Origin of the sequence: Marinomonas posidonica IVIA-Po-181 (assembly GCF_000214215.1) — a bacterium.
Classification (GTDB): Bacteria; Pseudomonadota; Gammaproteobacteria; order Pseudomonadales; family Marinomonadaceae; genus Marinomonas; species Marinomonas posidonica.
In genome coordinates, this window is the sequence record NC_015559.1 from 1718472 (window position 1) to 1730881 (window position 12410).

Annotated in this window: 12 protein-coding genes; 10 read left to right on the top strand and 2 right to left on the bottom strand. The window is 44.4% G+C overall.

What is annotated here, in order from left to right; translation table 11 throughout:
* Positions 1 to 140: 140 nt before the first annotated feature.
* Both MAR181_RS08115 and MAR181_RS08120 read right to left on the bottom strand, forming a co-directional pair.
* Positions 141 to 773, bottom strand: coding sequence for a LysE family translocator (locus tag MAR181_RS08115; protein ID WP_013796112.1), 633 nt, complete (start codon positions 771 to 773; stop codon positions 141 to 143).
* Between the two features lie 518 nt (positions 774 to 1291).
* Positions 1292 to 2188 carry an alpha/beta hydrolase gene (locus MAR181_RS08120; protein WP_013796113.1) on the bottom strand — a complete coding sequence of 299 codons (897 nt, stop codon included), beginning with the start codon at positions 2186 to 2188 and terminating at the stop codon, positions 1292 to 1294.
* Positions 2189 to 2464: 276 nt separating this feature from the next.
* Between MAR181_RS08120 and MAR181_RS08125 the strand changes: the two genes are divergently transcribed.
* The 10 genes from MAR181_RS08125 to MAR181_RS08170 all read left to right on the top strand — a co-directional run bounded on the left by MAR181_RS08125 (position 2465) and on the right by MAR181_RS08170 (position 12374).
* Positions 2465 to 3187: an EAL domain-containing protein gene (locus MAR181_RS08125; protein WP_013796114.1), complete on the top strand. Its 723-nt coding sequence runs from the start codon at positions 2465 to 2467 to the stop codon at positions 3185 to 3187.
* 190 nt (positions 3188 to 3377) lie between these two features.
* Positions 3378 to 5636 carry a FimV/HubP family polar landmark protein gene (locus MAR181_RS08130; RefSeq protein WP_013796115.1) on the top strand — a complete coding sequence of 753 codons (2259 nt, stop codon included), beginning with the start codon at positions 3378 to 3380 and terminating at the stop codon, positions 5634 to 5636.
* On the top strand, positions 5629 to 6453 hold the full coding sequence (gene truA, locus MAR181_RS08135) for a tRNA pseudouridine(38-40) synthase TruA (protein ID WP_013796116.1): 825 nt from the start codon (positions 5629 to 5631) through the stop codon (positions 6451 to 6453). Before MAR181_RS08130 ends, truA begins: the two co-directional genes overlap by 8 nt.
* Positions 6437 to 7054 carry a phosphoribosylanthranilate isomerase gene (locus MAR181_RS08140; RefSeq protein WP_013796117.1) on the top strand — a complete coding sequence of 206 codons (618 nt, stop codon included), beginning with the start codon at positions 6437 to 6439 and terminating at the stop codon, positions 7052 to 7054. The genes truA and MAR181_RS08140 overlap by 17 nt, the downstream gene beginning before the upstream one ends.
* A complete protein-coding gene (gene trpB, locus MAR181_RS08145; RefSeq protein ID WP_013796118.1) occupies positions 7047 to 8258 on the top strand; it encodes a tryptophan synthase subunit beta in 1212 nt (403 codons plus the stop codon). The genes MAR181_RS08140 and trpB overlap by 8 nt, the downstream gene beginning before the upstream one ends.
* Positions 8255 to 9061, top strand: a complete 807-nt coding sequence (trpA, locus tag MAR181_RS08150; protein WP_013796119.1) for a tryptophan synthase subunit alpha — start codon at positions 8255 to 8257, stop codon at positions 9059 to 9061. Before trpB ends, trpA begins: the two co-directional genes overlap by 4 nt.
* Before the next feature lie 32 nt (positions 9062 to 9093).
* A complete protein-coding gene (gene accD, locus MAR181_RS08155) occupies positions 9094 to 9963 on the top strand; it encodes an acetyl-CoA carboxylase, carboxyltransferase subunit beta (RefSeq protein ID WP_013796120.1) in 870 nt (289 codons plus the stop codon).
* Between the two features lie 4 nt (positions 9964 to 9967).
* Entirely contained in the window at positions 9968 to 11218 is a 1251-nt protein-coding gene (gene folC / locus MAR181_RS08160) for a bifunctional tetrahydrofolate synthase/dihydrofolate synthase (protein ID WP_013796121.1), read from the top strand.
* On the top strand, positions 11215 to 11769 hold the full coding sequence (locus tag MAR181_RS08165; protein ID WP_013796122.1) for an SPOR domain-containing protein: 555 nt from the start codon (positions 11215 to 11217) through the stop codon (positions 11767 to 11769). The genes folC and MAR181_RS08165 overlap by 4 nt, the downstream gene beginning before the upstream one ends.
* A gap of 89 nt (positions 11770 to 11858) precedes the next feature.
* On the top strand, positions 11859 to 12374 hold the full coding sequence (locus MAR181_RS08170) for a CvpA family protein (RefSeq protein ID WP_013796123.1): 516 nt from the start codon (positions 11859 to 11861) through the stop codon (positions 12372 to 12374).
* Positions 12375 to 12410 lie beyond the last annotated feature (36 nt).

The following is a 12410-nucleotide window of genomic DNA, read 5'->3' on the forward strand; positions in this document are numbered from 1 at the left end:
GGTCAATTTACCCACCTTATTAATTTTTTATTTTATCGGAGGTTTTTTTATATCTTACATATTGCTATAAAGCCATTTCATGCAACTATTGATAATAGAAGTGTTAACTTTTATATATTTCACAAATATGCTTGTTGATTTTACTCTGAACTTGCCTCGATAATTAATTTCAAGCCTAAGCTACCAATAATAAAACTTGCTACGCGATCTAAAACTGTTTTTAAATTTAAATATATTTTCCTAGGAGAATGTGAAGAGAGTGCTAAAGCAACAATAGCATACCAGCCAGCTTCAAGTATAAATAACATTAGAGCTAAAATAAGTATCACCGAAATAGACAAATTGGTAGGAAGTAAAGCTGCAAAAACACTTCCATAAAATATAGCTGTCTTAGGGTTGCTTAGTTGAGTAATCAGCCCTATTTTGAACGATTGGTAAACTTTATTTGGCTTTTCACCTGAGTCATTAACAATATCAACAGTCTGTTTTGAGCCTCGCCATATTACAACAGCAAGGTAGAGTAAATAGGCTCCGCCTAGTATTTTTAACGCCATGTATAGAGTAGGTATATTTAACAATACTGCTTGTAACCCCAAAAGTGCCAAAGTTGCAAAAAATAGAGCACCAACTCCCATACCTAGAGCAGCTGCTAAACCGTCGGCTCTAGAGTTGGCTACCGCTGTTCGTGCCACTAATACAAAACTTGGACCAGGGCTCATTATGCCAAGGCTCATTACACCTAATATGCTTATGAGGGGCGCTATAAATTCCATATTATATTCCTATAAAACCTTTTGTTGAAATTTGAATGACACTAATTAAAGCGTAATTCTAATCGTTTATTATGTAGGTGCCTTAGTACTAATACTTACTTAGCAGGTACAGTACCAGAAAACCTAGGAAAGGTACGAATAAGTCTACTAAGCCTCAGTCTTTCAGAGAAATCGTCAAATAAGGCGCGACTCTGAAGGAATGTAGGTACCTTTCAAAGAGTCGCAACGCAGTAGGACGTTTTCTCTGAAAGACCCGTATGCTTACATGGATGTGGGTAATAAGAGCAACGCATAACCACAGGGATGTGGTGCAGTAGGGCAACGCAGGAGCAATTGCCGAGGCAAGAGGACTTGTTTGCACCTTCCTTAGATGGCAAAGCTGATCATAAGGATTATGTTCTTACAGAAGATGAAAGAGCAAGGAACTCTCGACTTATGACCTGTTGTTCTCGTTCAATCACTCCATCTCTAACGCTAGACTTATAATTTAGTTAAATTGAACCATATAGATGGATCGTTTATTGATTCACTGGAAAGTGCTTTTTCAAGAATGCCATGACGTTAGGGACGTATTTTTCACTGTCAAAAATACGGGCGCTGTGGCCAACGCCTTGTTCTACGTATAGTTCGTTGTCGACACCGTATTGATCCAGCAAGGCTTTGAGGCTCTCACTTTGTGACAAGGGAACGCGTTTGTCTTGATCGCCGTGCAGTTGGATGTAAGCTGGCGAATTGGCATTGATGTAGCTAGTGGAAGAGGCTTGTTTGGCTAATTTTGGATTGTCAGTGGGAGCGCTACCAAGAAACATGGAAACAGAGGATCTTGGGCCGACTTTCTTGCCGCCTTTGGTGCCCATAGCAAGTAGGTCCGTAGGCCCAAAGAAGCTGACTACCGCTTTGACTTGGTAGTTGGGTTGAGCGTAAAAATCGACCTTCTCATAAGCGGCGTTCGTGGCACCAATAAAGCCAGCCAAGTGGCCGCCGGCTGATCGCCCCATTATCACTAATTCATCGGCTTTTAGATTGTAAGCGTCAGCGTGTTTATGAATAAAGTTGATGGCGTCGTTAATGTCCTGCACTGGGGCAGGAAAGCTGGCGTCGCCGCTGAGTCGATAATCAACCGAAACTAAAGCGTAACCTTCTTTTAATACTGAGTTTAGAAGCAGTGGATTTTTATTGGGAATGGCGTCTTTGCTGCCACGTTTCCAAGCGCCACCATGAACCCAGACCAATAGTGGATGTTTTTGGTCGGGTTTAATCGTGGGGAGGTAGATGTCCAGTTTGATGTCTTTGTTATCAACTTGCTTAAAGCGAATGTTTTTCTCAAGGGTGTAATGATTCTGCAGAGCGTCTGCGGCGTTGGCACTGGATAAGCCAATTAAAGAAACGGTTAATGCGCTTAGTAGTTTTTTCATACATTCCTTAAGAGTGAAGATGGTTAGGCGATATTGATAAATGATATCTTTTCTCAATTGGAGCGAAAAGTGAATAGACACTTCTTTACATTGTGGTTTCTGCTGATAATGCTTGTTTTTGAGCTTTGAAACGCATTCATTTCACTAAGGGATTGTTAGTAAGGTTTTGAAAATACTTATAAAATTGCATTTTTTTGAGCGGCTTGTCTTGCCTTTTGTCTATATGGGTATCATTATCATTAGCCTTTTTTAGTGGTTAGATATGGCTTGTATAGAATGTTATCCAATAGAAAGTTATTAGAGTTAATTGAGTCACAACGTTTTGGGGTGGAGTTTCAACCGATTATTGAATTAAAGAGTGGTGATGCGTACGCGTATGAAGCGTTATCACGTTTTAGAATGGCGGATGGTAGTTTGATTCGTCCTGACTTTGTGTATGCGGCTTTGCATGATAACCCGCTGCTATTATTGCAAGTTGAGTTGGCGCAAAAACGCATTCAGCTGGAAGGATTGTCCCGTCAGCAAAGGGTGTTTGTAAATCTGGATCAGGATGCCTTTTATGCGTGTGGGACAGACGTCGAAGATAATCCTTTCATAGAGTTAATCCAAGATCATGACCAAGATCGAGTCATTGTTGAATTGATTGAGAATTCAGCAATGAGTGATGCTTTAATGAGTTTGTCTATGATTGAAGTGTTTAATAAGCTTGGTGTCAGAACGGCTTTGGATGACTTATGTAACCCTAAATCCATGCTGTCAGTTGCGGTGCTACAGTTAGTTGAATGGGTTAAATTGGATAAATGTGTGCTAGAACAAAGATTAGATGCTAATTTTATGGTGTTCGTTGAAAAAATGATCGACTTTGCTAAGGTGACCGGTAAAAAAGTGGTGTTGGAAGGAGTGGAAGAGGAGTCTGATCTGGCATTTGCTCATCACATCGGGGTGGATTATGTGCAAGGTTTTTATTTCAAAGACCGTTTTGTATCAGAGTGGACTTAGTTTTCTAAAGGGGTATTTAGGGATCGTTATTTTGTTTTTGGGAATGCGACTTTTGTGTAAATATTGAACGAAAATGAAGGCCCAACTCATTTAGTCCAAACCATTGATTCTAAAGCTATTGATAAATGCTCACCTGTGTAAGATACTTGTTTAATATTTGTGTCCGTTATTTGTAAATAAAGGGAAGCTTATGCTCAGAAAAACCCTCGTCAGTATTGCTGTGTCTGGAGCTTTGTATGTCTCCAGCAGTTACGCGCTAGAGTTGGGTGAGTTAACCTCGCAGTCAAGCTTAAACGAGCCATACCGCGGGAAAATTGAGCTTTCTGATGTGGGCGCATTAACCAGTGACGATATTTTGGTGCGCTTAGGCAGCGAAAGTGAATTCCGTCAGGCTGGCTTTATGCCGACCCGTGTTTTATCTCAATTGAAGTTTGATGTGGCGCAGGATAACGGCGACTTCATCGTTTCTGTCTCCTCCGATCGTCCTTTGATGGTTGATGAATTGCATTTTGTGCTGGCTGCTCGCTGGCCAAGTGGCCAAGTGGTACGAGAGTATCAAGTTCCACTTAATCAGACCGCATTGGTTGATAAAGCGCAAAGTGAGGTGGTGCAAGCGGCACCAGTGACGTCAACGCCGACTCCTACCGCAAATCAAGCAACGGATGCATCTGTGTTTACAGAGGCAACGTCGACGGCTGAGAAGATGCCTATTCAAAGCGAATTGGATGTGGTCAAAGGTAATACCCTTTGGTCTATCGCTGGCCGTAATCGTCCGACGAATCAATTGACCATTTATCAAACCATGATGGCGATTCAGGCGTTGAACAAAGACGCTTTCTATTCTGAGAACATTAATTTGCTGAAAGAGGGGGCCGTGCTGCGTCTTCCAACACAAGAGCAAATTGCCCTGTTTAACAATAATGTTTCCAAAGCCGAATTTCAGCGACAACATGCGGCTTGGATGGCCTTAAAGGCGACCAAAGGCGATCAAGGAAATGTTGAGCAAGCACAACTTAATACTCAGGCCAAGGCTAAGCCAGCGGCGAGTGCGGCGGAGAAAACCGGCGATCAATTAACCTTGGCGTCGGGCCAAAGTGTGCTGCCTGAAAAAGAATCCAGTTCAAACGCGGGTGACAGTAATAGTGCGATGGTGGACTCGTTAAAGAGTGAGCTGTCTGCGTCACAAGAAATGCTAGACAAAGAAAAGCGTGAGAAAGGTGAGTTATCTGACAAGCTCACAGACCTAAACAAGCAATTAGAAACGCTTGAAAAACTGATCAGTCTAAAAGACAAACAAATGGCGGAATTGCAGCAGCAATTTGCCAGTGCTCAACAGGCTCTACAAGAGCAAAAAAATACCGTCGATCAGCTTTTAGAGGCGGATCAGATTCGTCGAGAAAAAGAGCTAGCTGAAGCGAACTCTTTGATGAATACGATTTTCGGTAACCCTATTATTATGGCGATTGGGGCTGGGGTATTGCTTCTATTAGGCTTCTTGATTGGCTTAATTATGCGTCGTGCAGGTAAGAAGCAAGCTGAGGGACTAGAAAACTCAAAAAAGGATGAATTTGATTTATCAACTGCGGCGGCGGTGGCTCCTGTTGCGGCGGCCGTGGCGTTGGATGAGACAACTGATGAACTGGACGTGAAAGAGGATATAGCGGAAGAAGATCCTTTTGCATTCGATTTTGATACGCCAGAAGAAGATGAGCCAGAGGATTTTAACTCTTTTGATGAAGAGGTCGCTTCAACAGATTTCCCAGAAGTGGCTGATGACATGGATATGGGCTTTGAGGATGAGTCAGCCGCGGAAGACATACTTGAAAGCGCTGACGAGCCAGAGGAAGAGTTTCCTGGGTTTGAAGACATAGACGATTTGCCGGATCCAGTGTTGGATCTTGATGAAGATGATGTGGCAGAAGAAGCGTTTGATGGTGATGATATCCCAACCATGGAGCCTGAGGCGGATGATTTTGACGCTTTAGATGAGCCAGAGGCAGAAGACGATCTGTCAGAGTTCACCGCGCCAGACGATCTACAGATTGACAGTGAAGAAGAGTCTTTTGTGTCAAATTTGTTGGAAGACACTGAGCAAGAAGATGTGGATGAGTCTGCTATCTTTAGTGGTATACCAGATGACAGCGTTGAGAATTCAATTGAAGAGACACTTGCAGGAATGCAGGACGAAGTCGAAGAAATTGACGTGCCAGCATTTGGTGAAGCAGAGGCCGCCTCTGATGAAGAAATCAGTGATGACGAAGAGGAATTTGATTTCTTTGATGCCAGTGGTGATGAGGTTGCCACAAAACTTGACCTAGCAAGAGCCTACATGGATATGGGTGACGAAGAAGGTGCGCGAGTCATTTTAGAAGATGTGGTTGAATCAGGTAATGAACAACAAATCGCCGAAGCACAAAGTATGATGGAGCGAATGTTCCCAAGTGACTAAGAAAGTAGTATTGGTCGTTGAGTATAACGGCTCAGCGTATAAGGGCTGGCAAGCCCAAAAGTTTGATGTTCCAAGTGTTCAAGAAAATTTAGAAAAAGCCTTGTCTGTGATCGCCAATCATACTGTGAAAGTAGTATGTGCAGGGCGCACAGACTCAGGTGTTCATGCTAGCGCACAAGTTGTGCATTTTGAGACTCAGGCCGAGCGAAGTGAGCGAGCTTGGACTCTGGGTGTTAATACTTACCTTCCTGATGATATTTCCGTTGTTGCAGCCCGTCATGTAGACGATGACTTTCATGCTAGATTTAGCGCATTAAGCCGTCGCTATCGTTATGTGATATATCAAGCCGATTTTTGCCCAGCCATCTTGGTAAAAGGGGTGACTTGGACGTACAAATCACTTGATGTTAATGTGATGCGACAAGCTGCTAAGACCTTTATTGGTACACATGACTTTTCTTCCTTCCGGGCGGTCGGATGTCAAGCCAATACGCCAGTTCGCACTATCTTAAATTTTGATGTCCATCAGCTTGGGCAGTACATTGTTCTGGATGTGCGGGCGAATGCTTTCCTGCATCATATGATACGAAATTTTGCCGGAGTGCTGATGACGATTGGGGCAGGCGAGCAACCACTGGAATGGGCGCAGCAAGTGTTAGACGCAAAAGATAGGACGAAAGGTGGTATTACAGCATCGCCTTATGGCTTGTATTTTGTCGACGCAGAATACCCAGAGCACTTTAATGTGCCTGTGTGCAAATTAGGCCCTCATTTTTTACCCTTTGTAGACGAGTCCAGTTATGAGTTGTCGAGTTAAAATCTGTGGTATTACCAATTTAGCGGATGCGTTAGCTGCGTGTGAAGCGGGTGCTGACGCCTTGGGTTTTGTGTTTTATGAAAAGAGTCCGCGTTACGTTAGCCCAAATGTGGCCAATGACATTGTCGCTCAACTACCGCCATTTGTGGTGCCAGTCGCTTTGTTTGTGGATGCGGAAAAGAGTTTGATTGAGTCTGTTATTGGTCCAAGTGATCGTTGGATGATTCAGTTTCATGGTGATGAATCTGAGGCTGAATGTCGGTCTTACCAGCGTCAATATCTGAAAGTTTTACGGGTGAAAGAGGGTGATGACATTGCTAACAGTGTGTCACAATACCCCAGTGCGAGTGCCATTTTATTGGATGCTTATAAAAAAGGCGTTCCAGGTGGTACAGGCGAAACCTTTAACTGGTCTTTGATTCCGACTAATTTGCCCAAGCCCATCGTGTTAGCGGGCGGTTTAACCCCTGATAATGTGGCTCAGGCAGTGGCTCAAGTCGCCCCTTATGCTGTCGATGTGAGCGGTGGTGTTGAGCAATCAAAAGGCCTTAAAAATAATTCAAAAGTGACAGAGTTTATAGCGGGAGCAAAACGTGGATAGCAAGAAAAATCATACCAATCTGCCAGATGAACACGGGCGTTTTGGTGATTATGGTGGTGTGTTTGTTTCCGAAACCCTGATGTCGGCACTAGACGACTTGTCGAAAATGTATGAGACCTTATCAAAAGACGCGGATTTTCACGCGGCGTTTGATTACGATTTGGCTCATTATGTGGGTCGGCCTTCGCCTTTGTACTTTGCTGAACGCCTGACACAAAAAGCCGGTGGGGCAAAAATTTATTTAAAGCGTGAAGACCTGAACCACACGGGTGCGCATAAGATCAACAACACCATAGGTCAGGCATTGCTGGCTAAGCATATGGGGAAACCGAATATTATTGCTGAGACGGGGGCTGGTCAGCATGGTGTTGCATCGGCAACGGTTGCTGCTCGCCTTGGTTTGAAATGCAAGGTGTTTATGGGGGCGGAGGACATTCGTCGTCAATCTCTAAATGTTTATCGCATGAAGTTGTTGGGCGCAGAGGTGATTCCGGTTGAATCGGGAACGCAAACCTTGAAAGACGCGTTGAATGAAGCCATGCGTTACTGGGTTGGCAATGTTGATGATACCTTTTACATCATAGGTACCGCAGCAGGTCCACACCCTTACCCTAAGTTAGTACGTGATTTTCAGGCGATTATTGGCCGTGAAACCAAGCAACAGTGTATTGAGCATGAAGGTCGTTTGCCAGATGCTGTAGTGGCTTGTGTTGGTGGCGGTTCCAATGCGATTGGTATGTTTTACCCTTTCATTGAAGATGAGTCTGTTGCTATGTACGGTGTTGAAGCGGGCGGAGATGGTCTGGAAACGGGTCGTCATGCTGCGCCGTTATCGGCTGGTCGTCCAGGTGTACTGCATGGTAATCGAACTTATGTTATGGCTGATGATGACGGGCAAATTATCGGCACCCACTCAATTTCGGCTGGACTTGATTACCCAGGTGTAGGGCCAGAGCACGCGTGGTTGAAAGATGTTGGTCGTGCCAATTATGTGGCCATCAATGATGATGAAGCCATGGATGCGTTCCGTGATTTAACGCGTCTTGAAGGCATTATGCCAGCATTAGAGTCCAGTCACGCGGTGGCCTATGGTATGAAGCTTGCGGCGACCATGAATCCGGACCAAGTGGTTGTGGTGAATTTGTCTGGGCGTGGTGATAAAGATATTTTGACAGTCGCTGAATTGGATGGGATTGAAGTATGAGTCGCATAAAGCAATGTTTTGAAAATTTAGAAAAATCTGGTAAAAAGGCGCTCATTCCATATATCACGGCAGGTGACCCTTCTCCAAAGCACACAGTGACCATGATGAATGCGCTAGTGGATGCGGGTGCCGATGTAATTGAGATCGGTATGCCGTTCTCTGATCCAATGGCGGATGGTCCGGTTATTCAGCTTGCCTGTGAACGCAGTTTGGCCGCTGGCACCAGTGTCCGAAAAGTATTGGAAATCATTGCTGAGTTTAGGCAAGGCAATAGCACTACCCCAGTGGTTTTGATGGGCTATTTAAACCCAATTGAGTTCTTTGGTTATCAAGAATTTGCTGATGCAGCAAAAGAAGCTGGGGTAGATGGCGTTTTATTAGTAGATCTGACTCCAGAAGAGGCGACAGATGTAGTAGAATGCTTCCGACAAAATGAGATTGATCTGATTTACTTGCTGTCTCCGACTACCACGCTTGAGCGAGCAAAGAAAATTTGTGCCCTAGCGTCTGGTTATGTGTATTACGTTTCAGTAAAAGGCGTAACAGGTTCAAGTGAATTGGACGTGGACAGTGTTAAGCAGCATGTAGAGACTTTACGCAGTGTAACGTCATTACCGATTGGGGTAGGTTTTGGCATCCGTGATGCAAAAACGGCCGCCGCGGTGAGTCGTTGCTCTGATGGTGTGATTGTCGGTAGCGTATTAGTGAATTGCATTGCTGAAAATAAAGATCAACAAAAAGAATATATAGCTGACGCTCTAGGGGCAATTTTGACTCCGATGCGTAGTGAAATGGACGCCTGAGTGGCAGCAAATACAGAAGTATGGAGAAATAAATGAGTAGCTGGTTAGATAAATTTGTACCTTCCATTGTACGCAGTGAGTCACGACGTACGTCATCTGGCTCTGTGCCAGAAGGTCTTTGGAAGAAGTGCCCAAAATGTGAAAACGTTTTGTATCGCCCAGAGTTAGAAAAGAATTTAGATGTTTGCCCTAAGTGTAACCATCATTTACGTGTGAACGCGCGTCGTCGTTTGGACATCTTTTTAGACAAGGAGGGTCGTACTGAAATTGGTGCGCACCTAGAGCCAGAAGACAAATTGAAGTTCAAAGATTCTAAGCGTTACAAAGATCGTATCGCCGATGCGCAAAAAGCCACGGGCGAGAAAGATGCTTTGGTCGCGATGCAAGGTGAATTGAACGGCATGCCTGTTGTGGCGGTGGCGTTTGAATTTAGTTTCCTTGGCGGTTCCATGGGGGCCATTGTCGGTGAGCGTTTTATTCAGGCAGTGAATGTTTGTTTAGAAAAACGTATTCCATTGGTGTGTTTCTCTGCCAGTGGTGGTGCTCGTATGCAAGAAGCCTTGATCTCCTTGATGCAGATGGCGAAAACCAGTGCCGGTCTTGAGCGCATGAAGCAAGATGGCATTCCTTACATTTCTGTTATGACAGATCCTGTGTTCGGAGGTGTGTCGGCATCTTTGGCCATGTTAGGGGATTTGAATGTGGCCGAGCCAAATGCTTTGATCGGTTTTGCTGGTCCTCGTGTTATTGAGCAGACAGTTCGTGAAAAATTACCAGAAGGTTTCCAGCGCAGTGAATTCTTGCTGGAAAAAGGCGCCTTGGACATGATTGTTAAGCGTGAAGAAATGCGTGATCGCTTATTTAATGTATTGTCGTTGTTGACCAAGCATAAGGTTGCATAATTAAATGACGCCAACGTCATTATTGGATTGGCTCTCATACATTGAGAGCCAACACCCCTCTGAGATCGAATTGGGTTTAGAAAGAGGGCTTCAAGTCCTATCAAAATTGGGCTTAAAACGTCCTAAGCACAAAGTCATTACAGTGGCCGGTACCAATGGTAAAGGGTCCACTTGTGCCATGCTGACACAATATCTGGTGTCTCAAGGGCATTCTGTCGGTACCTACACTTCCCCGCACTTTATCGATTTCAATGAGCGTATCGCGCTGAATAATTCACCCTGTGAAGACGCTTTGATCTGTCAGGCTTTTGAATTGATCGAGCAGGTGCGTGGCGACATCCCATTGACCTATTTTGAGTTCAGTACCTTAGCCGCCCTTTGGGTGTTTGATCAGTCCGAACTGGATTATTGGGTATTGGAAGTGGGCTTAGGTGGTCGTCTTGATTCGGTGAATATGATTGATGCCGATGTGGCGGTGGTGACTTCCATTGCATTAGATCATGTGGATTGGTTGGGTGATGACATTAACGTCATTGCTTGTGAGAAAGCTGGGATTGCGCGTCAGGGTAAATTGTTAGTCAGTGGCGTGGTCAATCCACCTAAAGGGATTGCTGATACTGCCGTCGATATTGGTGCTGATCTAAAACAAAAAGGCGTTGATTTTCAGTTTTCAGCTAATCAGAAGACGTGGTCTTGGGAGAATGAAGCGCATCAATTTGATGACTTGCCGATTCCTTCATTACCATTAGAGAATGCAGCCACAGTGGTGGCAGTGTTGATTTATATGGGCTTAGAGCTTCAAGTATCTGATTTGATTGAGTTGTTTGCCACGGTTGAATTGACAGGCCGTTTTCAACAAGTGTCTCAGCAGCCTGATGTGTATATTGATGTGGCTCATAATCCAGAGGCAGCCGTTGAATTACAGCATCGATTAGCGGTGTTCGAGACTCAGCCAATTGCCGTATGTGGTATGTTACATGATAAAGACATTGGCTCAGTGGTGAAGACCCTTGCAAACTCCTTTGTGACTTGGCATTGTTCCGATTTAGCTGGTCCCAGAGGGGCAACAGCGCAAGAGTTAGTGGCGTATTTAGATCCGCTTGATGCCATCAGTCAGTGTTACTCTGATATCGCCAGTGCGTTTGTTAGCGCGATTGAGCAAGCGCAACAAGAAGGGCGTCCGGTCGTGGTATTTGGGTCTTTTGTTACGGTTTCTGACTATCTAGAGTTCGCCAAGGGAAAGAATGATTTATGATTGACAAACGTTTGACTTATCGTTTGATTGGCGCAGGCTTAATGGTGTTGTCTGCTGCCATAGTATTGCCGTTAGTGTTAGATGGCGAGCGTCCACCTGAACTGGATATGCAAGTGGATGTTTCTGAGCCACCGGCGTTTGAAGTCGTGAAGATTGCGCCGGTTAAGTCTGTGCAAGAAATCGCTTCAGAAGAAGCGGAAAAAGCCCCCCAAGATATTCAGTTAATTCCGCTGGCCAAATCCGTTTCACCGCAAACGACTCAACCTAAACACGATGCGAAAGCGCCAGTAAAAGTGGTAAAAGCTGAGCCTAAAAAAGTTGCGGATCGGTGGACAGTTCAAATCGCCACCTTTAAAAGTAAAAGCAATGCGACACGTTTGGTTGAGAAACTGAATAAGGCTAATTACGATGCTTACAGTGTGACGACCAACTCTTTGTATAAGGTCTTTGTGGGTCCGGAGTTTAAGCGAGATACGTCGAAAAAAATTCGCGATGACATCAAAAAAGAATTTGGTTTGGCGGGGCTTGTGGTGAAGTATTCAGTGAATTAATGTCACTTGTCTTCCTCAGTATTTAGAATCAGGTGTTCATCTGATACACTCCCCAGCGATTTTAGCATGTTCACGGAGCAAGGTTATTAATGGCAACAGTTGATTGGTTGATCATTGCAGTAGTGGTTATGTCTTCTTTATTAAGCTTGAAAAGAGGCTTTGTGAAGGAGGTGCTTTCCCTGTTAACTTGGGTGATTGCTTTTGTCGTGGCGGTAAAGTTTTCTGATCAGATGCAATCGTTGCTGATTGAGCAGGTGCAGAATGACCAAATTCGCTATATCGTCGCCTTTGTTTCTTTGTTCGTTGCTTCATTAGTGGTCGGCGCTTTGGTGAGCTTTTTGTTAGGCTCATTGATTCAGGTGACTGGATTATCCAGTACCGATCGAGTTATGGGCATGTTGTTTGGTTTTGCCCGCGGTAGTTTAATTGTGGTGGCGTTTGTCTCCCTGTTGAGTTTAAGCCCAGCCATTCAAGAAACAGATTTTTGGAAAACATCGCAATTGATCCCTCAGTTAGGGCAGTTGAATGACTGGACGCGTGAAATGTTAGGCAAGAGTTCGGAACTGATTGATTCGACTCTCATTGAGCGCGCCCTGAGTAATTAATCACTTAGTAAGTGGTTAAAAATTAGAGAGAAAATC